Origin of the sequence: Pseudomonas sp. CCI4.2, assembly GCF_034350045.1 — a bacterium.
In the GTDB taxonomy this organism is placed as follows: Bacteria; Pseudomonadota; Gammaproteobacteria; order Pseudomonadales; family Pseudomonadaceae; genus Aquipseudomonas.
Map to the genome: position 1 here is coordinate 4,835,128 of NZ_CP133781.1, position 22,406 is coordinate 4,857,533.

A 22,406-nucleotide genomic window follows, 5' to 3' on the forward strand; every position below is an offset into this window, starting at 1 on the left:
GCGCCCGTCTCGTTGTGCTGACCATGGTAATCGATTGACCCAGTTCGATTAAGAAGGGTAACGTGCATAACACTGATGACAGAAAAGTCATCAATGAGGAGACGTTTTTGGAGACTTTGAGTGGCCTGGAGATATTCGTCGAAACGGCTCAGAGCCAGAGTTTTGTCGCCACAGGCAGGAAGATCGGGATCTCGGCGTCCGCTATTAGCAAGAGTATTTCCAGGCTTGAGGAACGGCTGGGTGTCAGGCTATTCCAGCGAAGTACTCGGACGGTCAGACTGACGTCTGAGGGCGCGGTTTTTCTTGAAAGATGCAGACGCATCCTGGGTGAGATACAAGCCGCAGAAGACGATATTTCGGCGTTGACGGCTTCACCTCGCGGGCGTTTGCGGGTCGGCTTGGCGCTTGTTGTAGGGTTGCCTCTGCCTGTTATTTCTGCGTTCATGGAGCAGTATCCGGAAATACAACTGGATCTGGACTTCACCGACCGCCTGGTGGATGTGATCGACGAAGGATTCGATGTGGTTATTCGTGGAAGCGAACTCCAGGACTCTCGGCTAATGTCCCGACCACTAGGGCCTTACCGATCATGCCTCGTTGCGTCCCCTGCCTACCTCCTAAAACGAGGAACTCCGACCAATCCTACCGATTTGCTGAACCATGCCTGCCTGCACTATCGGTGGCAAAACTCGGGCAAGCTCTATCAATGGCCCTTCACGAAATCACAAGTGATCCAATCCGGCCAATCTCTTCCGGTCACCATGGTCTGTAGCAATGTGGAGGCGCTGATCTATTTGGCACAGGCAGGTCGAGGTATCGCCTGCGTGCCTGATTTCGCTGTCAAGGAAAGCCTGGATGACGGTCGTTTGGAAAAGGTGCTCAGCGCCTCTCTGGTCGGAGGAAGTACCTTTCACGTCGTTTGGCCGAGCAGCAGGCAATTGGCGCCTAAAGTACGAGCTTTTGTAGACTTCGTCGTAGAGCACTTTGCTGATGGACTGGTGACTTAAACCCACTCGACTAACTCAACCATGCCCTGCCCTGCGCCTCACACCTTGGCGCAGATGGCCCAATATGCCAGCAGGTTGGTGTGCCAACGAGCTACTTGAACTCATGGGATTAACTAACGATCTTGAACCCCAAGATCGTTGTTGCTCAACACCACAATGCGTCGGCACTAAATAGAAAAATTAAACGCGATAGACACCCGCGGCCTCTGGCCTTCATATCGACTAACCGCGTGCAGCAACCAAGAAGGAAATACCAGAAATGTCCCGCTTGAAGGTTTCATTTTATGAGACAACCCGGCAAAGTCGTCAACCGATTGCCAACCGCCGTCATTACTATGGCTAACCCCTGCCGTTTCGGCGGCCCGCGCTAGTATGATTAACACACAAGTTAATGTTTACTGGCCGGCCTCCCACAGTCCCCCTCCAGCTCCTTGCACGATGCCTACACACCCTCTCACAACAATAAAACAACGTGGAAAATGGAATTTGGCAAAACGCCAGCAGTCACACTGCACTAACCTATTTATTTTCCTGGGGAGGCTGCTATGTGGAAACGACGCAGATCAAAGCGTGTTGAACACGATCTCGCCGATGCGGCTGATAACCTTAGGGAAGCCGTGAATGTGCTTTTGGACATTTCGGTTGAGCTCATCCAAGGCGGGAATGGCAATGCCCTCAAGTCAATTGCGGGCGTTATCGTGGCCCTGCAAGACGATGAAGTGATCCTTCGCGAACACGCAGCGAGCTTGAAAACGGTAGCGGGCGGTCGCCGAACGGGTGACAAGGTGGCCGGTGAGCCTTGAGGCACTAAAAGGCGGCTGCCGCTGCGTGCCCGTTCAAAAACGCCTAATGGGTTTTTAACTCGCACACACGCAATCCTCGGCACAGGTAAACAGGCTGATGCTTAAACACTGGTGAGTGGCCTACTGAGTAGGGCACTCGGTCAACTCGCGACGCCTAGGTAAGCAAGCAAACTATTCAGTTTGCCCGGGAGCCATATTAGCGATCACTGGGTCAGGAGAGATCACGCCGATCTTCATCCCTAATAACACCGCAACCTTGTGCGATTCTCCCCGTCGGCCCTTCTTGTGGCCGGAAAGTATTTGATAAGTCGTAGACGGGTCAACGCCGTGATCCCGTGCAAAATCCTGTACCGTCTTACCTTGTTGTTCCAGCCAAGCCTTGGCTTGTGCCGCCGTTCGAATGCCAGACATAGGCAAATCCATCCAAATTCGTTCAAACTGGTTTATAAATAATCTATCGGCCACCCGAAAGAATAGAGCGATCTGCATTGAACATTCAAGTGAATGGAATTGGTTTCCGACTAAGGAAAGAAAGAGAGCGCCTAGGGCTTTCTCAACGAGCTTTCGGCAAAAGCGGTGGCGTAGCGACTAACGCACAGGGGAAATACGAGGGCGGCGATCGTGTGCCCAAAGCCGTCTACTTTGCAGCGCTAACGGCCATTGGTGTAGACGTGCTCTTTGTCTTGACAGGTGCCAGGGCCCCTATTCGCTTTGACAACCTCAGCCAGATAGAACAAAGCGTGCTGGCTAATTTCAGGTCTTTGCAGCCGGAAGACCAGGACGCGGTAAAGCGTCTGACAACTACCATCGCCGATTTATCAGCGTTGTATCCGACAGCCGGCTGATACCAATACCCAAAAACCCTCGCAGTGGACGCGGTCAGCATTAGGGTCGTAGGTCACCCAGCGGGTCGTAATCGTTGCTCTGGTCTTTTTTACGGTCAGGGTCTTGGATGTCACCCGGCACTATTGCCGCACCGACTGGGTCTACTTGTGGGTCCGATACGTCAGGTGACTCCGGGTCAAAACCCAACTCGTTTTCACCCGGTGATGAGCCAGAGGCTTCCCAATCGTCTGCAGCGGGATCGCGCTGCGGAAAATTATCAGGTGCGAGGTCTTCCGCATCTGGATCAATATCGTTTGCAACCGGATTGGTTTCGGATGAATCCGGATCGAGATCTTCTATGTCAGGATCCTGCGACGATTGGGCACTGCGCTGATACGTGGGATTACGGTCCATAAACACCTCTCTTTGAGCCGCTAACGGTTGGCCCTGAATTTTTGAAAGGTGATCAGGACGCGTGTTCGAAAGCATCAGACGATCGGCATTAAAAACCCGGCGTTTAACCGGGTTGGCCCTCATCTCTGGATTTAGGCTTTTGGCGCTGGCTTGAGACTATCCAGGCGACCACTTTCGAGCAATTCCTTGTATTTCAGTGCGTCAACCTCGTTGTGATACACGCCTATTAGGACATCGCCCTGATATACATCCCACATGCGCAACATCGCATTGCTAGCATCGTGAGACATATTTTTCTCCTCGCGTTCTATAACGGTAATAACCATATTTTGCTGATCCCTGACTGACTGGACACTTACTTTTCTACCCTTTTAAGCGCCTGATTTCCACATCATGGGTAAAATTTCTCGCGCCAAAATCTGTTCCTCCGCCGTATCAGACATATCGGCTGAACGTCCGTGACAACACCGCCTTGGTCCACTAGATTAAGCACCCCCGAAATGCCTGATGCTTTTCGCGCCCCACATTCAAGTCAATGAAATAGTGAAATTAATGCCTGACTCCCATACAGAAGAAGCCGTAATCTCCTTGTCCTCGAAACAGGAGTACGAAAACGCAATCAACCTTTCACAGCACGTGTCACAAGCCAAAACCGTCAGCGAGATGGTGTTGGACGCTTTTCACACGGCCAAAGAAAGCGAGCAGATCCGCCAGCTGCGAGCGGCGATTCGCCAAGCCCAAGATGACGTCGACGACGATAAAGCTTACGAGTTAATGGGTGAGCTGAAACAGCTTAAAGACGCAGAAGCTGCCGACACCGAGGCCTTGTCCGACCTGAGCAGCAAATTCTCGATCAGCCGAATTCTGTTCAGCTACAAGGACGATCCGGCATTTCAGGAATTGGTGTACAGCTTGGCGCTTAAAGTGCTGAACCAGACGCACCAGGCTGTCAGCAATCCCGTTGCTAACAAAAGCAAAATCGCCCGCGTGAAAAAAGAGATCGAAGCTTTCACCATCAGCAAAAACGGCGTAAGCCTCACCCTGCCGCTTCGCACGCCACGCGCCAAGCCCAATGTCGACCGTGAGGCCTTTGAGTTCCTCGGGTTTACGTTCGTCGGCGAAGGTGACTCAGCCGAACTGGAAGTCGAAACGTTTGTGGATAACGAGGGTAATGAACAACCCGCTACCCGCAAAAATATCGTTACCGCGCTTCAGCAACAAAAAGCGTTTGACGGCTATCAGATAAGCTAAACGCTAGGTCTGGTCAACCCACGATAAGAGCCAACTTGTTGGCTCTTATCGTGGACTCAGGCCGATTTTTTATAGCGCAACCACACCCCGCCACCTTCCTGAACGTCTGCCGAAACCAACGTCAAATAGGTCGGTTGCGTCCAGGCATCACTGGCTACTTCAAACGAAGCAGGATGCTCGCCGCGGCCATCAATCAGCGGCAGGAGCAGCACACTGACTTCGTCTATCAGCCCGGCGTTAACGAACGAGCCGCTGACGTGAGGTCCGCCTTCGACGATCAAGCGCGTGATACCTAGCTCAACCGCCAAGAGGTCGACAACCTGCTGCAGATCAATCTCGGCCTTGCCGCCAAATACATATGACACATTGATCGACTGTAAATAAGCCAAGTAATCGTCAGTTACGCTTTCAGTGACCACCTCCACTACATGCGAACCTAACGCCTGATTGTTCTTCCACGCCACCTTGCCGCGAGGGTCAATGGAGATTGCATAGGTAGCAGCGTCGCGCTGGGCAAAGTGGTGGGTGCGGGGGATCGGCGCCTTGGCCAGTCCCTTGGGATAATCGTCCCCGTGGGCGATTTCCTGCATGGTGACCCGCCCGCAGGCCCACGCATCGAATTCGAACTGTTGAGCCAGTTTTTCATACAAATCACCCGCGCTCTTTTTGAACGGGCGATCCCAGCCGTCCGTTAGGGCGTGACCGTCGAGGGACGACATCATGTGGCAAATGACATAAGGCTTCATGAACAACTCCAAAATTTCCTTGGGGGAACGGTTTGCAATCCTCTAGCGCCCTGCGGCAGACGACAGACGGCTGATCAGAATGTTTCGACTTCAAGCACGATCTTGCCTTGGACATGCTCGTGTTCAAGAAATTGCTGCGCTTGTTTGGCGTTATCAAGCGGGAAGGTTTTATATAGCGCTGGTTTGACCTTGCCAGCACTGATCAAGGCGACGATTTCGGCCAGTTGCAGACCACTGGGCTGGGTGGTGAAGCGTACGCCGCTTTTACCACTGGCTTGGGGTGTGTCTTGTTTGGGTTCTTCAAGGGTCGAGACCAGAATCCCGCCTTCGCGCAAGACGGCCCACGAGCGGCGCTGTGTTTCGCCGCCGACCAGATCAATAACCAGGTCCAGGTCAGCGCACACCTCTTCAAAACGCTCGGCATCGTGATCAATCACCCGATCCGCACCCAGCGATTGAATGAACGCCAGACTCTTCTGCGATCCGATGGCGAACACCTTGGCCCCGTGGACCTTGGCAAACTGCACTGCAAAATGACCAACGCCACCACTGCCACCATGAATCAACACCTGTTGGCCCTCCTTCAAATGACCATGGTTGAACAACGCCTGCCAAGCCGTGTGCGCGGCGAGAGGGACGGTAGCAGCCGTTAGCAGATCAATATCTTCCGGCACCTTGCACGCGTACTCGGCTTTTACCCGCGCAAATTCGGCATAGCCGCCGTCTGCGCCAATCATCGCAATCACCCGGTCGCCCTCCTTCATTCCAAGCGCTGACGATCCCATGTGTTCAACAATACCGGCCACTTCACGACCAAGGGTCAGCGGTAACTTATCCGCTTTGACAACCGGATATTTTCCCTCGCGAATTTTATAATCGACCGGGTTGACCCCGGCTGCGACCACCCGAATCAACAGTTCTCCCGACGCGGCTTCTGGAATCGGAACCTGTTTAATCTGAATGACCTCGGGTCCACCGAATGTTTCTATCCTCACTGCCTTCATGGTTTGCATGCCTGCTTCCTCTTGATAGGGCCTGTAGAGGACAGACTTGAGGACTAGCAACGGGTTCCCGCCTGCGGACGGATGAATTGATAAGGCGTTAGGTTGGCGATGCAACTATCTGTAGGCCAACTTGTTGGCGAAGGTCCTTGGGACTTGTCGCACCTTGGGCAGCGCTCATCAACACGGCATAACCCGTTGATAATCGATAATTTAATTGTAGGAGCTGCGCCAACCCGACCATTTGTCTGCCTTTTCGCAGTTTCTTTGAACACCCGGCTTTTCGTGAAAGACCAATGACATGAACAACCCAATACGCCCTGAGCGTGTCAATGAGTTCATTCGGAGAGCCTCATGAAAGCGATTATTTACAACGGACCTCGCGACGTCAGCGTTCAAAATGTGCCCGACGCCAAAATACAAAAACCCACCGACGCGCTGGTCCGCATCACGACTACCAATATTTGCGGGTCTGACTTGCACATGTATGAAGGCCGCACCAGCTTTGAAACCGGGCGAATTTTTGGTCACGAAAATCTCGGTGAAGTCATTGAAATTGGTGCAGGTGTCGACCGAATCAAAGTCGGCGATCTGGTATGCCTGCCGTTCAACGTGGGTTGCGGTTTCTGTGAGAACTGTGAGAAAGGCCTGACCGGTTTCTGCCTCACCGCCAACCCAGGCGCTGCCGGAGCAGCTTACGGGTTCGCTGAAATGGGCCCGTATGAGGGCGGTCAGGCGGAGCTGTTACGCGTGCCTTACGCCGACTTCAACTGCCTGGTGTTACCGGAAGACGCCAAAGAGCGGGAAGACGATTACGTGATGCTCTCGGACATATTCCCCACCGGCTGGCATGCCACCGAGTTGGCCGGTTTAAAACCTGGCGAAAGCATCGCGATTTATGGTGCTGGCCCGGTCGGTTTGATGGCCGCTCACTCGGCGATGATCAAAGGCGCCTCACAAGTGTTCGTTGTCGACACCCATCCCGATCGGTTGAAGCTGGCGGCACACATGGGGGCTACACCGATTAACGCGGTGGAGAAAAAAGCGGTCGATGAGATTCTTAACCTGACTCACGGCAAGGGCACAGACAGGGGCTGTGAGTGTGTCGGCTACCAGTGCTGCGATGCCCATGGTCACGAAGCGAACCACCTGACGATGAACAACCTGGTTGCTTCAACCAAGGCCACGGGTGGGATCGGTGTTGTTGGGGTGTTTGTCCCGCAAGATCCAGGTGCCAAGAATGAACTGGCCAAGGAAGGCAAGATGGCTTTTGACTTCGGCGCATTCTGGTTTAAAGGCCAGCAGATTCGTACGGGGCAAGCCAACGTCAAGGCGTACAACCGGCAGCTCGCCGAGTTAATTCACCACGACCGAGCCAAGCCATCGCAAATTATTTCGCACCGACTGAAATTGTCTGAAGGGCCGAGCGCCTACGAGCACTTCGATGCGCGGGATGAAGGTTGGACCAAGGTGGTGTTGAAACCTGCGGCTTAAGGTTGAAGCAGTTGCCGCCCAGGTGTAGGCCCTGAGCGGCACGTCACCATCAAAACGCCAGGTTGTATCCAATACACGCCAGCATGACGGCTAGGCACGGACGTAATAGGTTGTCGGAGATGCGCCCGGTTAACTGGCTTCCGATGTAGATCCCCGGTAGAGAACCCATCAGCAAGAAACCCAATACATGCCAGTCCATATTGCCCATGCTCGCATGGCCTAACCCCGCTACCAGCGTCAGGGGAACCGCGTGGGCGATTTCAGTACCGACCAAGCGTCTTGTTGGCAAGAACGGGTACAGGATAAACAATGCAACCGTGCCTAAGGCCCCTGCACCTATGGAGGTCAACGCCACCATCGTCCCGAGAATCAGACCGGTGATCACGGTCAAGGTGTTGAGGCGAGTACCACTGAGGCTGTAGTCACCGCCAGCGCGCTTATGGGAAAACTCAAGCAACTGCTTTTTGAAGAAGATGGCCAAAGCAGTGACCAACAAGACGAAACCCAACGCCTGCTTGATCAGAGCGTTCATGGTCTGGGGAGCCGTATGTAAACTGCTCAGGTACCACAGCGTTAGCACAACTGCCGGGACACTGCCGAGGGTAAGCCAGCCGGTGACCGCCCAATCGATGTTCTTATTCTTTCGATGAACCAACACACCGCCAGACTTAGTGATCGCCGCATACAGCAAATCTGTCCCCACCGCCGTGGCCGGGTTGATCCCGAACCATAGGAGAATCGGCGTCATTAACGAACCGCCACCGACGCCTGTCATCCCGACGATAAACCCGACGGTCAAGCCTGCAAGCACTAATCCGAAATTACCGAAATCCATTACATGTCCCACAAATCAGCGCGAGCGCATGAAAAATCTGGCCCGCAGCATAACGACCTTTCCTCCCTCGGCTTATATCAAAACGGTCTATCGTTAGATCGCTGTGAGCTTCGTTGATGGGTAGCCGTCGCACAGCTGCTCATATGATTCGCCGCTGATGCCGGTAAAGGGCACATCATGAATACAGCCAACTGCCCCCCGGAAACCGACGAGGCCGGCTACTTGGCGTATCCCAGTCCAGAGCGGGCGTGGATCATGAAGTCGAGCATCGAGCGCTGAATGCGACACATTGGTTGCTACGAATAGCCATCAAACCATCGGCAACGTAATACTGACTACCCGCAACGCCAACCCTTCATAGGCATCCAGCGTAATAGTGAACTCACCCTTTTCGGTCAAATCACCTTCAACCCGCTCGTTGATTATGTCTACCACCGGCCCCGGTGCGATGTCGGGCAGGTGCAAGGTTTCGACGATCTGCTCGTTGCTGAAGTTGAGCGCGGTGATTTGGGTGCCCTTCCCCGCTGGCAGTTCGTGAACCATGATCAGCAACCCCGGATGTTGCACGTCGGGGATCAGGATTTGGCGACTGGCAGCGATGTCGTAGGCGCGGCGCACGGCGAGGATCTTCTTTAGCTGTGAGGCGAAGGAGTCGCTGCGTTGCAGTTGGCTGGTAATGCTGCCGTACAGGGTTTTCGGACGCGGCATGTTGCCGGCGGAAAACTCGGCGTCGGGGTCCAGGTCAACCAAGTCATAGGCGCCACGGTGTATCCAGCGGGTGTCGCCGTCTTCCATCAGGTGTTGAACCTGTTCGGCCGGCAGCGTCAGGGCGCCAACCAAGTCCCAACCTGATAACGCGAACACCCCAGGCTGCATGGCGTTGTACATCACCAATAACAGGTGGATGTGTTGAATGTGCAGGATGTCGGCGTCGGTGATGGCGTCGAGATCACGAATGCCCAAGGCAGCGGTAATGATACTGGCGGTGGTACAGGACACACCGTTGGTGACGAACTTAAGGTTGTACGGCGCGTGTTCACCGGCCAAGCGTTCGTACATTTCTTCGCGGATGTGTTCGCGGAGGATGTTTCCTGGAAGGCTCTGACCCTGATAGTGATACGTGTCGTGGGCATGCAGGGTCCAGAAATGCACCAACTCCAACGTGAGTTCATCATGATTTTGCAGGGCGTGAATCAGCGACGCGGGGTCGATACCGAACACGTGAACCTGGCGCAACATCAGCCGCAAAAACTCGGTAGTGCCGGTGAGCAGTGCATGCTGATAAGCAGGCCGAGTAATGAAGTCGTATGACAAGTCAGCCCCGCCGTGGGACATGGCGGCAATGTCATCCAAGGTCAGGTTGAGTTCTTGAAAACTAAAACCTCCTGCTTTGCGAATCGCGCCGCCGAGTAACTGGTTGCCGGTGATCGACAGTGGATGGCTCTCGGACCAGGCATTGCCCTCGGCCTTGCGCTCAACCCCAAGAAAACCATTGGCGTCCAGGCGCAAGACCCGCGCACCCATGACATCGATGGCATGCAAAGCATCGCCAATGATCATTTGTTGCGCGGCAAACGTCGGGTCCAACCAATTGAGCGAAGGTTGGCCTTCTTTAAAATAGTGCAAATACACCCAACGCCGGTCCTTGCCGTCAACCCCAGTGACCACGCCGGTGGCGCTCCAATCGGTCTCTTTGACGCCTGGCTCGAAGAAGATCACCCGCTGCAATTGGCCGACGATGTAGTGCTTGTCCCGGAGGATATCCACCACCTCAGGCATCAAGTTCGCGGCATCTCGAGCAGGTGGCAGATCGGGCAACAGGTGCCAGTCTTCCTCACGAATTTCAACCATGTGGTACAAACCCGGATAGTCTTCGTAGGCCATTTCAGCCAAACGAAAATCCGCGCCTTTACCCGTGTGTGAGGGGATGACGTCGTCGATCATGACGGCGTTATGTGCTGCGGCGATGCGGCTCAAGCCCAGTAACTGCGACTCGGTCCCCAGTTCTGGGTCGATCTCAAAGCTGATCCGGTCGAAGTTACCGTCGATGCTCGGGGTGCGCTCGCGACCGCGCAAACCACCGGAGGCTTTTAGCGGGCCGTTGTGAATGCCCTGCACGCCGATCTCGGACAAGGCGTGCCACAAGACTTCATCGCCCAAGGCTTCCAACACCGAGCCGCCTTCGCGGGTGATGATCGACGCCGGATAGGCCGTGAACCACACCGATGCGATAGCCGACGCATCCCGAGGCCGGGCTTGGGCGTAAGGCCGCTGCCAGAGTCGGCCGTGGCCTGAATACACCTTCGCACGCTGTTTTGCCGCGTTGAGCATCGATTGCTCAACCAGCCAGTCCACATACTGCTTATCCGGGGTCGTCATACTGCCAGTCACTCCGTTTTTACATTGCTTGCACAGACTGTAAGAGCCCTGACAGCGGCAAACGTTGCATAACCGAGGCATTGCCGGCGCTAATTGCACACATGCCGACCTTCTGCGCCAGTTTGGTGGTCATTGGCTTGGCCGGCGCGCTGTTTGGCGGTATCTCGGCCAACACCCTGGCCTCGGCCACCTTGGCGATGAAGGACTTCTACGCCCGCTCTTCAACAAAGAAAAGAACGACCGTAAGTCGGTGATCTTTATCAAACTGGCGGTTGTCGTGATCGGCTTCTTGCACTTGGTGCTCGCGTTGTATGCGGACAACATCCTGCTCATTGCCTTTCTCGGCAAAGCCCTGCGCGCCGCCTTGGCCGTCATCGTATTGACGTGCTTCTACGCGCTGAAATTCGGCACTTCACGTGCCGCCCTGAGCCCGTATACCGGGCGCCAATGGCGTTATATCCATTGTTGACACCTGCCGCCTGCTTAACCTAGCCGGCTAATGCCGCTCGTCTGCCACGAGCAACTCTTGGGCCTGAGTTCACTCCAGAATTACGAAGGTTGGATTTATTCACAAACAAGAGAGACGGACATGAAACATACCCTTGTTGCAGCTTTTGATAATTTCAGCGACGCCGACAAAGTTAGAACCGAATTGGTCGATCAAGGCATCGCTCACACCAATATCACCGTCGCAGCGGCCCAGAGCGATTCGACATCAGGCCTCGCCGCTGAAACTTCTTCAGGTCTGGCCGATGACGCTTCGATGAGTCGGGTGAGCGGCCACGATGAATCCATGGGTGAAAAAATCAGCCGCTTTTTCAGCTCGCTGTTTGGCAACGACGAAGACGACAATCTGCACCGCCACGCCGTCGCTTACCCAGAAGCGTACCGCCGGGGTTCGACGCTGGTAACGGTGACCGTAGACACCGATGAACAGGCCGACGAGGCTGAACATGTCATGGAGCGTAATGGCGCCATCGACATCAACGAGCGCAGCGCGAGCTGGGCAAATAAGGATTTAGCGAGCACTTCGGGCAGCTACATCACCCCGGATACTGACCTGACCGCTCCAGCAGGGTTGAATGCCCGCGACAATATTCCGACCGATCCGGTGCGCGTTTCCCGCGTCAGCGAGCGACCATTCGGCGAAACGGGCCGACCAAGTGGGTTAGGTGCCGAGCCTAGCACCCTGCGCGGGGATGACGTCATCGGCCAACGCCATGCCATGGACGATGATTTGGGTGACGACATCGATGACGAGCCTAACCCGCTCAAAGACCGTCGTTAATTTATCGACGCACTCAGAACTGCACCCCACAAGTTGGACACCCGTCTGACTTGTGGGGTGTTTTGCATTAACGGGTGGTTTAGCTAGGAATCTTCAAACCCCTCACCACTGCGGGTCGCGCCAAGAACAGATCCAGCGAGCGCACGACGTTCGGGAAATCAGCAATCCCCACCAACTCGCCCGCCTCGTAAAAGCCGACTAACGCACGTATCCAAGGGAAGATGGCGATGTCGGCGATGCTGTATTCATCGCCCATGACCCAATCGTAGCCCTCCAGTTGCGCCTCCAAAACCCCCAACAAACGCTTGGCTTCGCTGACGTAGCGGTCACGTGGGCGTTTGTCTTCGAATTCTTTACCCGCAAATTTGTGGAAGAAACCCAACTGGCCGAACATCGGGCCGATACCGCCCATCTGGAACATGAGCCACTGGATCGTGTGGTAGCGCTTAGCCGGATCCTGGGAGATCAATTGGCCGGTTTTTTCCGCCAGATAAATCAGAATCGCGCCAGATTCAAACAGCGGCAGCGGTTTTCCGCCGGGGCCGTTCGGGTCAAGAATGGCGGGGATTTTGTTGTTGGGGTTCAGCGACATAAACGCCGGGGTCATTTGGTCATTATTATCAAACCCGACACGGTGTACCTCGTAGGGCAGACCAATTTCCTCGAGCATGATCGAAATCTTGACCCCGTTCGGGGTGGGCAACGAGTACAGCTGGAGTTGCTCGGGGTGCTGCGCGGGCCATTTTTGGGTAACGGGGAAGAAGTCGATATCGGTCATGTGAATATCCAAGTGATAACACGCGGTCATCAGGAGGCCGATGCTGCAATGGCGGCGCTCCCGGCTGTGGCTAAAGGTAGCCGGGTTGTCCCATTGAGCGCGAATTTATTCGCGAATAGCCCGAACCCGGTCTATCAGGTGCTTGGGAGCGCCGAGGATTGCGACTAAGCTGCGTCTTTGTTTTTTTGAACGGAATGCCGTGTGAAATTCAGTCTGCCGAAATTAGCCACCGCACCGTTCTGTCCGCCTGAAGTGGCGGGCTCGGTGGCCGTCGATTCAGGTGCCGTATTCTGGAAACGCGCACTGAAGTTTGCCGGACCGGGGTTGCTGATTTCCATTGGCTACATGGACCCCGGCAACTGGGCCACCGCCATTGAGGCCGGTTCGCGCTACGGCTACGACTTGTTGTTCGTGGTGCTGCTGGCGAGTCTGGCGGGCATGGCGTTGCAATGCTTGTGCTCGCGGCTCGGCATTGCCACCGGTCGCGATCTGGCGCAATTGTGTCGAGAACGCTACAGCACTCGTTCGGCCCGAACCCAATGGGTGCTGGCGGAAATCTCGATCATTGCCACTGACCTCGCCGAAGTGCTGGGCTGCGCCTTGGCGTTTCACCTGTTATTGGGCATTTCCTTGACCTTCGGCATCGCCTTGACCGCCTTCGACACCCTGTTGGTGCTGGCCCTGCAAAACCGGGGCTTTCGCCGCTTGGAAGCGATCATGCTGGTGTTGGTGCTGACCATCGGCGTGTGCTTCTTTATCGAACTGCTGCTGATCAAACCCTATTGGCCCGACGTGTTCCATGGCTTCAAACCGTCTTTTGCAGCCATCAGCGGCGCCGCGCCGTTGTACCTGGCGATCGGAATTCTTGGGGCCACGGTGATGCCCCACAACCTGTACCTGCACACGTCGGTGGTGCAAACCCGGTTGATCGGCAAGGATTTGGCCAGCCGCCAGGACGCGGTGCGTTTGTCTCGCATCGACACCATTGGCTCGCTGACGTTGGCGTTGCTGGTTAACGCCGCCATCCTGATCCTCGCCGCTGCCGCGTTTCACCAGACGGGTCACACCGGCGTGGTGGAAATTCAGGACGCCTATCACCTGCTTGACCCCTTGGTGGACGGCACCTTTGCCAGCCTGCTATTCGGCATAGCGTTGTTGGCTTCGGGCCAGAGTTCGACCTTTACCGGCACCATCGCTGGTCAAGTGATCATGGAAGGTTTTCTGAACCTGCGAATCCCGTGCTGGCAGCGACGGTTAATCACCCGAGGCCTGGCGTTGATTCCGGCATTCACCGGCGTCTGGCTGATGGGTGACGATGCGGTGGGCAAGCTGCTGATCCTTAGCCAAGTGGTGCTGAGCCTGCAATTACCGTTTGCCCTGTACCCATTGATCCGCATGACCAACGACAAACGCTTGATGGGCCCCTTCGTTAACAACCTGCCTACCCGCCTGCTGGCGTGGAGTTTGTTTGCAGTGATCAGCGTCGCCAACATCTGGCTGATCGCGCAGTTGCTGCATTGAATCGCTGATCACCTTGCGCGTCCTTCGCCGCCCTCTACGCTTGGTGAACCATTACTGAGCGAAGGGCTTTCATGACCACCCTCAAAGACCGTCTGAAGTTGGGTAAGGACGCCCGCAAACACTGCTCCCGCCGTTCACAGGCCGAGCATGGCGACACCCACCGCGACCCGATCTCACTGATCGAAACCTCCAGCGAAGGACGCATCCAACCGCTGGTTGAACTGCGTTACGGACGGATGCTGGTCTCACCCTTCACGTTTTACCGGGGCAACGCCTTGTTGCACGCCCACGACCTCGCTGGTACGCCGAACATGGGTTTGACCGTTCCGGTGTGCGGCGACTGTCACCTGATGAATTTCGGCGGTTTCGCCACGCCCGAACGTAACCTGCTGTTCAGCGTCAACGACTTTGACGAAGCACACCCCGGCCCTTGGGAGTGGGATTTGAAACGCTTGGTGGCCAGTTTCCTGATCGCGGCCCGGGACCTGCGCCACGGCAAAACCGTGGAAGAAAGCGTCTGCCGCGAAGTCGTCACCGCCTACCAACAAGCCATGGCCGAGTGCGCCCAGCAAGGTGCTTTAGAACTTTGGTACGACGCCATCCGTTACGAGGATTTGTTAGAACAGGCAAAGTCCGACAGCACCCTCGCCCACGTCGAGCGCGCAGTGCAAAAAGCCGAACGCCGTACCCACGCCGAACTGCTGCCCAAAATAAGCGAACGCGACGAACACGGGCACTTGCTGATTCGCGATGATTTGCCGGAAATATTTCACCTGCATAACGCCACCACGCTGCTGGACGCTGACGACGACTGGATGGGCCTGAAAAATTGGCAAGCCCTCTACGAAACCTTCATGCGCGATTACCGGCCCACGCTGCAAGCCGATCGCCGTGCATTGTTGGGGCGTTTCGAAGTGCAGGACATGGCTTTTAAAGTGGTCGGCGTTGGCAGCGTCGGTACTCGTTGCTTGGTCGCGTTGCTGACCGACGACCAGCAACACCCGCTGTTCCTCCAGATCAAAGAAGCCCGGGCCTCCGTGCTGTCGGGTTACGTCAGCGCCAAGTCGCGGATTCGCCACAACGGGCAACGGGTGGTGGATGGACAGCGCTTGATGCAGTCTGCCAGCGACTTGTTTCTCGGCTGGACCACCGGCCCGAACGGCCGTCATTTCTATGTGCGGCAACTGCGGGACATGAAGATTTCGGCTGAACTGGAGACATTTGACAGCGAAGCGTTCGCGGCCTACGGGCGCATCTGTGGTCGAGCGCTGGCCCATGCCCACGCCAAAGCCTCGGGCTGCGCGGCGGAGATCAGCGGGTACATCGGCAAAGGCCCGAGCCTGGCGGATGCGCTGCTCAAATACGCACAAGCGTATGCCGAGCAAAACGAGCGCGATTTCGAACGTTTTCAGAAAGCCTGCCGCACCGGTCGTTTACAAGCCCGCTCGGAGGCGGACTTGGCCGCCGATCATTTGCCCTGAGCCTTCGGATTGCTCTGAATGACCAACGCGCATGCCCCCGCCGCTACACACACCGCAGCGGCCAAAACCACGGCCCAATGAAACGCTGCAATCAGGGAATCTGCGTGATACGCCAACACCTTGCCCAGCAACGCGGTGGCTACCAGACCACCCGTTCGGGCAATGGCGTTGTTCAGCCCCGACGCCGAGCCGGTGTGTTTTTTATCGACCGAGGCAAAAATCGCTGTTGTTAACGGCGCAACGGCGCAGGTCAGGCCCATCGCAATAACCGCTAAGGCCGGCAACACATCGGTCCAATAACTGACCTGAAGGTCCATCCGCAACAACAGTAAAAAGCCCGCCCCAACAATGCACGGCCCGACGATCAAAAAAGGCCGTGTGCCAAACCGACCTGCCAGCCCGCCTAACCAAGGGGACGCCACCGCCAGCACCAACGGGATCGGTAACAAGGCGGCCCCGGCTTGGGTGCTGGAATAACCGCTGGCGACAATCAAAACGTACGGCAACAGAATCGTCAGGCAACCCAGCGCGCCGTACAGCAGGAAGGTCAACAGCGTCAGCCCGGTAAAACCCGGCGAGCCGAATAGCGCCAGCGGCATCATCGCCGAGGGTCCTTTTTTGCGCTCCCACACTAAAAACAGCGCAAGCAACGCTGATCCTGCCAGCAAGCCAACGACACCATCAATGGACCAGCCTTCAGGGCCCGTCACCCAGATCAACGCCCAGGTAATAGCGCCAAGACCCAGGGTGGCTAACAGCGCGCCCGCCCAATCCAGTGGGATGATGTCGCCGCTGAGGTGATCTTTTTCGACGTAGCGCCACGCCAGATATATCGCTGCGCTGGCCAAGGGGATATTGATAAAGAAGATCATTCGCCAACTGACGGTATCGATCAGCCATCCACCCAGAATCGGTCCGCCCGCACCAGTGGCCGCCGCTGCTGCGGCCCATATACCGATAGCTCGCCCTTGTTGCTCACCCTCAAACGTTGCGCCGAGAATCGCCAGGCTGTTGGGCATCAAAAACGCGGCGCCCACGCCCTGGGCGAAACGTGCCGTGATCAGCGTTGGCAGGTCAGGCGCCAGCCCGCACACCACGGATGCAATGCCAAACATGAGGATGCCAATGATGAGCACTCGACGGCGGCCGAAGCGGTCACCCATCGAGCCGCCGAGCAATAACAGCGCGCTCAACGGCAGCAGATAACCGCCGATCAGCCACTGCAACCCGCAATGGCCCGCGCCCAAGTCGCGTCCGATGGCGGGCAGGCCGACATTGACCACCGAACTGTCGATAAACGCCAGGCTCGATGCCAGTACGCAGGTGACCAGCGTAAGAATCCCGAGCGCAGTCATCGGAGGGGGCGTGTCGCGGGTGGAGTTCATGTGTTCGCCTGGGAAAGGGATTTGAAATTATTGACACTGGAGGCCTGCTTTGCCCTTCGGTCGCCTGCACCGGCAGACGCGTAGAGCTGTGCCACGATTAATCGACCATCTGATTGCCAAGGATCGAACCATGAAGCGCTGCGACGTATTAATCATCGGCGCAGGCCCAACCGGCTTGGTGCTGGCGCTGTGGCTGAGCAAACTGGGAATCAGGGTGCGGATTATCGACAAGACCGCGACCTCAGGCAGTACTTCCCGAGCCTTGGCCGTTCAGGCACGAACGTTGGAGCTGTATCGTCAGCTTGATTTGACTCAGGTGATTCTGCAACACGGGCACAAGGTGCCGGCGGTCAATCTTTGGGTCAAGGGCGAACACGCTGCGCAGGTGCCGTTCGACGCGGTGGGCAAGGACCTGACGCCCTACTCATTTCTGGAAATATTCCCTCAGGATCAACACGAACGGCTTTTGATTGAGCGGTTGTTGATGTTCGGGGTGTCGGTGGAGCGCCAAACTGAATTGACGCGCTTTGTCCATGACGGCGTAGGAGTCACGGCTTACCTGTCCGGGGCCGACGGTCAGGAAGAGGTGTGTGCCGCGCGTTGCTTGGCGGGGTGCGACGGTGCCCGCTCCACTGTGCGAAAAAGCCTCGACATCGGTTTCCCAGGGGGCACTTACCAACAAGTTTTTTATGTGGCCGATGTAGATGCTGACGGTCCTTCAGTCAACGGCGAGCTGCACGTGGACCTCGACGAGTCGGAGTTCTTAGCGATTTTCCCGTTGGCGGACAAACACCATGCCCGTTTGATCGGCACCGTGCGCAATGAACACGCCGACACCCTGACGTTCGAGGATGTCAGCGGCCGCGCCATCGAGCAGCTTCAAGTCCAGATTCATCGGGTGAACTGGTTTTCGACGTACCGCGTGCATCACCGGGTGGCGAAGCACTTCCGCCAGGGGCGCGCATTTCTATTGGGCGACGCGGCGCACGTCCACAGTCCGGCGGGTGGGCAAGGCATGAACACCGGCATTGGTGACGCGATCAACCTGGCGTGGAAACTTGCGGCCGTGCTAGAGACGCGTGCGTCGGACAGCCTGCTCGACACCTATGAAACCGAGCGAATAGGGTTTGCCCGGCAATTGGTGGCTACCACCGACCGGGTCTTCAGCTTTGCCACCGCCGAGGGACGAATCGCCAAGCTGGTGCGCACGCGGATTGCGCCGCTGCTGATCCCTAAAGTCATCGCCATCGACGCGGTGCGTGAATTTATCTTCCGCACGATATCGCAAGTGACGTTGAACTACCGAGGCATGCCACTCAGCGCTGGCACTGCGGGCAAGGTCCACGGTGGCGAGCGTTTGCCGTGGGTGCCCGGGAGTGACAATTTTGAATCGTTGTCCCGCCTGTGCTGGCAACTCCATGTTTACGGTGTCGCCAGCGAACAACTGAATGCCTGGTGCAAAGAGCGTGGCGTGCCGTTACACGTCTTTCAATGGACACCGGCCCATGCCGCCAGCGGTTTTGCGCTTAACGCGTTGTACCTACTGCGACCAGATACCTACGTGGCCCTTGCCGAACTGTCAGGCGAACCCGAAGTGCTGGATCGATATTTTGATGAACGGGGCATACAGCCGCAGAAGGATCACCTACTGAACACCACATAACCCCTATCAACCACCGCATAACCAATTGAATTATTGATAATTAAATTGTCTGGTTTTTGCTGCGCGACAGCGCGGCGTTGGGGACGCTGGAGCCGGGATTAACCTGTTATCCCGGCGATTTCGACGGGTCTGCGCTGCGTGGATAGGTTCGCTCTTCCTGTATCGTGCCGTCTTCCTTGTGGATCTTCAGCGATGCCGTGCGCGTGCTGAGGAACTCGCTGGCGAGTTTGATCAATTCTTCTTTGGTGCCCGCTGTTTTTGAAGCATGAACCGCGCCCTGCTTTTTCAATGACCAGAACGTTCCGGTTTTTTCGATGTGGTAGTTATCCATGATGGCTCCGTTAACGAAACGAACGTTGCAATTGCCACATCGATGGATTCCAGATACGTATTAAAATTCCATCAAACTGCCGGACGATGCCGCATAACCACCGCCCTGCGCAGCACCCGCGACAGCTGCTCGACCGAGTAAGGTTTATGCAGCAATTCAAACCCGTACGAGCCCTTCTGCGCCAACACATGGCTATAACCACTGGTCAGCACCACGGGTAAATCGGGATGCCGGCGGCGAATTTCCTGGGCCAAGTCGATGCCATTCATTCCCGGCATGATCACGTCGGAAAACACCACGTCGAAACGCATGCCGTCCACCGCCAGCTCGGTCAGCGCATCCCTGGCATTAGCCACCCATACCGCGACATAACCCAACTCGCCCAGGGTTTGCATGGCGAAGCTGCCGACTTCTTCGTTGTCCTCCACCACCAACACCCCCGTGCCGTGCCCGTCCACCAGCACATCCGGCTCGGCAATGACCGCCGAAGTCGGCGGGCAGGCAACCCGGGGCAGGTAAAGGGTGAACATGGAGCCTTTGCCGAGGGCGCTTCTGACATGAATTTCGCCGCCTGATTGCTTGGCAAATCCAAACACTTGAGACAACCCAAGGCCGGTGCCCTGCCCTACATCTTTGGTGGTGAAAAACGGTTCGAAAATCTGCTCCATGTGCTCGGTGGAAATACCGGTGCCGGTGTCCTCAAGCGACACCGCGACAAAATCACCTTCGGGCGGGGCCTCTATGCCGGGGATCTGCGCGACGCAGCTGACGCTGATGATCAATCGGCCCTCTGCGCCCATGGCGTCGCGAGCATTAACCGCCATGTTGACCAAGGTGGTATCGAACTGGCTGCGATCTGCATCGACAAAGCAGGCCTGCGTGGGAAAGCGAGTGATGATCTCGATCCGTGATCCGGTCAACGCCCGGACCATATCAACAATGGCCTTGATGCCCAGATTGACGTCAAATACCTCTGGCATCAGCGCTTGGCGACGGGCGAAGGCCAATAACTGACCCGTGAGCTTGGCTGCGCGGTCGACGGTGTCGGAAATGGCGCTGACGAAGCGTTCACGCTTCTCTTCAGTAAGATTGGGCCGCTTGAGCAGGTCGGTCGAGGACTTGATGACCGTGAGTAGGTTGTTGAAGTCATGGGCGACGCCGCCCGTCAACTGACCAACCGCTTCCATTTTTTGCGCCTGACGCAAGGCTTCCTCGACCTTCATCAGTTCACCGGTGCGCGCCTCTACTTTGGCTTCCAAAGATTCGTTGGCTTCCCGCAGGCGCACCTCGCTGCTGCGCAGTGCCGCTTCGCCTGAACTGCGCTCGGCGGCTGAACGGGTTCTTTCCGCGACTTCCTGGATGAACTGCAATTCCTCAGCCGACCAACTTCTTGGCAGCCGATGGGCGATACACAGCACAGCCACCAACGCCTCACGCTCGATAACCGGTGCATAAACCAGCGTCGGCAACGGTTCAACGCTGTCGGTCTCCGGTTTCGAATCATGGATCTGCACCATCTCGCCGCGCTGCAGATGTTCAACATGGGCGGCCTGATGCTGAAGCGGCAACCATTCCACCGGTGACTTAAACCCGGTAGCGCTCCAACAGCGCTCTATGTGTAACGCCTGAGCCTCGATGCTAAAGGTCCCGTAACCAACACGACTGACCTGAAGTGTTTCGCCAACCAGTTGCGCAGCGGCAACGGTGATATCGGTGGGATCGCTGAGGCCGCGAAATCTGTCGGCCAATGAAACCAATGATTCACGCAGTGTTTCGGCCCGGCGCCGACTGGTTTCGTTGCGCGCAATTTTCAAGAAACCTTGTGGCTGACCTGCGGCGTCCAGCGGCAACGGATGGACCGAGCCGTTCAGGTAAACGTACTCGCCATCTTTGCGAACGTGCCAGCGCTCGTCGGCGGCGCTGCCCTCGCGGGTGGCGATGGTTCGTTCCTGAACGTCGATGCCGCACGCGCGGTCATCTGCGCTGAACAGCAAGGCGCTCTTCAAGCCAATAATTTCCTTGGCGGTCCAACCGAAAATGCTTTCTGCACCTTTTGACCACGTGCTGATGCGACCTTCCAGATCGGTGGTGAGAATGGCGTAGTCCTTCGCACCTTCAATCACCAGACGCAAGCGCGCTTCACTTTCGCGCAATGCCACGTCGGCATTAACCCGCACCGTGACATCGGCGCCTTCGACAAAAATAGCCGTGACATTGCCGTGGTCATCTTTGATTGGCTGATAGACAAAATCGACGAATCGCTCATCAATCGGGCCGCCAGCAACGGGTTGAACGGCGAAGGAAGCGCCAATCGCGGAAAACGCCACACCGCTATCGAAGACGTTATCCAGCAGTTGCAAGTAACCCTGCTCGACGGCGTCCGGTAATGCCTCGGCCACCGTGCGACCGACCACCGGTCGATGGCCAATCAGCTGTAAGTAACCGGGATTGGCCAGCTCGAAACGGTGCTCCCGACCACGCAGCATGGCCATGAACGTGGGCGCCTGCTCGAACAACCTTGAAAGCACGGCGTTTTCCAGGGCGGCACGGCGTTCGGCCAAGACCTGCCCAGTGGTTTCAGTGCACACCACCAACACGCCACCAATACCGCTCGGAATCTCTTCGTCATCCACTGGGCTAAATCCATATGTCCAGTAGACGTCGTCCTGGCGACCGTGGCGAGTGATGGGCACCAAGTGATTTTCGTGCCATGTCGCGCCGCCACCGCTCATCACCTGCACGATCTGCGGACCAATCACCTCCCAAATTTCATCCCATACCTGCCGCGCAGCCTGCCCCAGTGAACCCGGATGCAACTCCGGGCCCAATGACTGCCGGTAAGCGTCGTTGTAAATACAGATGCTTTCCGGGCCCCAGAAAATATACATAGGGTGGTGGGTATTGAGCATCAGGCGCACTGCCGTGCGCAGGCTTTGTGACCAAGTGCCCGGGTGCCCGGGTGCCCGATTGCCGTAGCGCCCCAGTCATGGCCCCTAATCAAGCGTCCCATTTCGCCGCCGCCCTTTAAAAAACTGGCGACATCCCGCACCCTCTCAACCGACACGGCATGGACCTTGGGGTATCAACGTCGTTTGGGTTACGGGTCTTGGGATCATTCTGGGATCACTCATGTCCATTACTTCGCATAGGAGCAAGACCGCAGTGTCATTTTCGATCAGGTCGTTCGATCAGATCGAAGACCGA

At 56.5% G+C, this 22,406-nt stretch carries 23 protein-coding genes; 11 read left to right on the plus strand and 12 right to left on the minus strand.

Annotated features, from left to right (window positions below; translation table 11 throughout):
* The first annotated feature begins 107 nt into the window (after positions 1-107).
* Complete coding sequence (locus RHM65_RS21870) at positions 108-1,007, plus strand: LysR substrate-binding domain-containing protein (RefSeq protein ID WP_322185363.1); 900 nt, start codon at positions 108-110, stop codon at positions 1,005-1,007.
* 167 nt (positions 1,008-1,174) lie between these two features.
* Here RHM65_RS21870 and RHM65_RS21875 read toward each other — a convergent pair whose 3' ends face one another.
* Positions 1,175-1,288: a putative 2OG-Fe(II) oxygenase gene (locus RHM65_RS21875; RefSeq protein WP_322170851.1), complete on the minus strand. Its 114-nt coding sequence runs from the start codon at positions 1,286-1,288 to the stop codon at positions 1,175-1,177.
* Positions 1,289-1,552: 264 nt separating this feature from the next.
* Here RHM65_RS21875 and RHM65_RS21880 point away from each other — a divergent pair, with 264 nt between their 5' ends.
* Positions 1,553-1,810 (plus strand): hypothetical protein, encoded by a 258-nt coding sequence (locus RHM65_RS21880; protein WP_322168873.1) that lies wholly within the window; start codon positions 1,553-1,555, stop codon positions 1,808-1,810.
* Positions 1,811-1,981: 171 nt separating this feature from the next.
* On the opposite strand, the gene RHM65_RS21885 is transcribed toward RHM65_RS21880, so the two are convergent.
* On the minus strand, positions 1,982-2,221 hold the full coding sequence (locus RHM65_RS21885; RefSeq protein WP_322170849.1) for a DNA-binding protein: 240 nt from the start codon (positions 2,219-2,221) through the stop codon (positions 1,982-1,984).
* A gap of 89 nt (positions 2,222-2,310) precedes the next feature.
* Between RHM65_RS21885 and RHM65_RS21890 the strand changes: the two genes are divergently transcribed.
* Positions 2,311-2,655 (plus strand): transcriptional regulator, encoded by a 345-nt coding sequence (locus RHM65_RS21890; RefSeq protein WP_322170847.1) that lies wholly within the window; start codon positions 2,311-2,313, stop codon positions 2,653-2,655.
* 40 nt (positions 2,656-2,695) lie between these two features.
* Here RHM65_RS21890 and RHM65_RS21895 read toward each other — a convergent pair whose 3' ends face one another.
* Both RHM65_RS21895 and RHM65_RS21900 read right to left on the minus strand, forming a co-directional pair.
* Positions 2,696-2,944 (minus strand): DUF6021 family protein, encoded by a 249-nt coding sequence (locus RHM65_RS21895; protein WP_416194791.1) that lies wholly within the window; start codon positions 2,942-2,944, stop codon positions 2,696-2,698.
* Positions 2,945-3,180: 236 nt separating this feature from the next.
* Complete coding sequence (locus RHM65_RS21900; protein ID WP_322168870.1) at positions 3,181-3,339, minus strand: hypothetical protein; 159 nt, start codon at positions 3,337-3,339, stop codon at positions 3,181-3,183.
* Positions 3,340-3,601: 262 nt separating this feature from the next.
* Between RHM65_RS21900 and RHM65_RS21905 the strand changes: the two genes are divergently transcribed.
* Positions 3,602-4,300, plus strand: a complete 699-nt coding sequence (locus RHM65_RS21905; protein WP_322168867.1) for a hypothetical protein — start codon at positions 3,602-3,604, stop codon at positions 4,298-4,300.
* Between the two features lie 56 nt (positions 4,301-4,356).
* Here RHM65_RS21905 and RHM65_RS21910 read toward each other — a convergent pair whose 3' ends face one another.
* Positions 4,357-5,046, minus strand: a complete 690-nt coding sequence (locus RHM65_RS21910; protein ID WP_322168864.1) for a dihydrofolate reductase family protein — start codon at positions 5,044-5,046, stop codon at positions 4,357-4,359.
* Between the two features lie 74 nt (positions 5,047-5,120).
* A complete protein-coding gene (locus RHM65_RS21915) occupies positions 5,121-6,059 on the minus strand; it encodes an NADP-dependent oxidoreductase (RefSeq protein WP_322168861.1) in 939 nt (312 codons plus the stop codon).
* A 342-nt stretch (positions 6,060-6,401) separates the two neighbouring features.
* On the opposite strand from RHM65_RS21915, the gene RHM65_RS21920 reads away from it, so the two are divergent.
* On the plus strand, positions 6,402-7,541 hold the full coding sequence (locus RHM65_RS21920; RefSeq protein WP_322168858.1) for a glutathione-independent formaldehyde dehydrogenase: 1,140 nt from the start codon (positions 6,402-6,404) through the stop codon (positions 7,539-7,541).
* 49 nt (positions 7,542-7,590) lie between these two features.
* Here RHM65_RS21920 and RHM65_RS21925 read toward each other — a convergent pair whose 3' ends face one another.
* Positions 7,591-8,376 carry a sulfite exporter TauE/SafE family protein gene (locus tag RHM65_RS21925; RefSeq protein ID WP_322168855.1) on the minus strand — a complete coding sequence of 262 codons (786 nt, stop codon included), beginning with the start codon at positions 8,374-8,376 and terminating at the stop codon, positions 7,591-7,593.
* Positions 8,377-8,685: 309 nt separating this feature from the next.
* On the minus strand, positions 8,686-10,755 hold the full coding sequence (treS, locus tag RHM65_RS21930) for a maltose alpha-D-glucosyltransferase (RefSeq protein ID WP_322168852.1): 2,070 nt from the start codon (positions 10,753-10,755) through the stop codon (positions 8,686-8,688).
* Between the two features lie 101 nt (positions 10,756-10,856).
* Here treS and RHM65_RS21935 point away from each other — a divergent pair, with 101 nt between their 5' ends.
* The 3 genes from RHM65_RS21935 to RHM65_RS21945 all read left to right on the plus strand — a co-directional run bounded on the left by RHM65_RS21935 (position 10,857) and on the right by RHM65_RS21945 (position 12,043).
* The gene (locus RHM65_RS21935) at positions 10,857-11,009 is read left to right on the plus strand and encodes a hypothetical protein (protein WP_322168849.1); all 153 of its coding nucleotides are present in this window, start codon (positions 10,857-10,859) and stop codon (positions 11,007-11,009) included.
* Positions 11,006-11,224, plus strand: coding sequence for a hypothetical protein (locus RHM65_RS21940; RefSeq protein WP_322168845.1), 219 nt, complete (start codon positions 11,006-11,008; stop codon positions 11,222-11,224). Before RHM65_RS21935 ends, RHM65_RS21940 begins: the two co-directional genes overlap by 4 nt.
* A gap of 120 nt (positions 11,225-11,344) precedes the next feature.
* The gene (locus RHM65_RS21945; protein ID WP_322168842.1) at positions 11,345-12,043 is read left to right on the plus strand and encodes a hypothetical protein; all 699 of its coding nucleotides are present in this window, start codon (positions 11,345-11,347) and stop codon (positions 12,041-12,043) included.
* Between the two features lie 79 nt (positions 12,044-12,122).
* Here the strand turns inward: RHM65_RS21945 and RHM65_RS21950 are convergent, their stop codons facing one another.
* A complete protein-coding gene (locus RHM65_RS21950) occupies positions 12,123-12,821 on the minus strand; it encodes a glutathione binding-like protein (RefSeq protein ID WP_322168839.1) in 699 nt (232 codons plus the stop codon).
* 201 nt (positions 12,822-13,022) lie between these two features.
* Between RHM65_RS21950 and RHM65_RS21955 the strand changes: the two genes are divergently transcribed.
* Both RHM65_RS21955 and RHM65_RS21960 read left to right on the plus strand, forming a co-directional pair.
* Positions 13,023-14,342, plus strand: coding sequence for an Nramp family divalent metal transporter (locus RHM65_RS21955; RefSeq protein ID WP_322168837.1), 1,320 nt, complete (start codon positions 13,023-13,025; stop codon positions 14,340-14,342).
* A gap of 71 nt (positions 14,343-14,413) precedes the next feature.
* Positions 14,414-15,823: a DUF2252 domain-containing protein gene (locus RHM65_RS21960; RefSeq protein ID WP_322168834.1), complete on the plus strand. Its 1,410-nt coding sequence runs from the start codon at positions 14,414-14,416 to the stop codon at positions 15,821-15,823.
* Here the strand turns inward: RHM65_RS21960 and RHM65_RS21965 are convergent.
* Complete coding sequence (locus RHM65_RS21965) at positions 15,811-17,208, minus strand: MFS transporter (protein ID WP_322168831.1); 1,398 nt, start codon at positions 17,206-17,208, stop codon at positions 15,811-15,813. The two genes, RHM65_RS21960 and RHM65_RS21965, sit on opposite strands and share 13 nt — an antisense overlap.
* A 130-nt stretch (positions 17,209-17,338) precedes the next feature.
* Here RHM65_RS21965 and RHM65_RS21970 point away from each other — a divergent pair, with 130 nt between their 5' ends.
* The gene (locus RHM65_RS21970) at positions 17,339-18,871 is read left to right on the plus strand and encodes an FAD-dependent oxidoreductase (RefSeq protein ID WP_322183980.1); all 1,533 of its coding nucleotides are present in this window, start codon (positions 17,339-17,341) and stop codon (positions 18,869-18,871) included.
* Between the two features lie 106 nt (positions 18,872-18,977).
* Here RHM65_RS21970 and RHM65_RS21975 read toward each other — a convergent pair whose 3' ends face one another.
* Entirely contained in the window at positions 18,978-19,202 is a 225-nt protein-coding gene (locus tag RHM65_RS21975; RefSeq protein ID WP_322168824.1) for a DUF2188 domain-containing protein, read from the minus strand.
* A gap of 71 nt (positions 19,203-19,273) precedes the next feature.
* Positions 19,274-22,111: a PAS domain S-box protein gene (locus RHM65_RS21980; RefSeq protein WP_322168821.1), complete on the minus strand. Its 2,838-nt coding sequence runs from the start codon at positions 22,109-22,111 to the stop codon at positions 19,274-19,276.
* Positions 22,112-22,406: the final 295 nt, after the last annotated feature.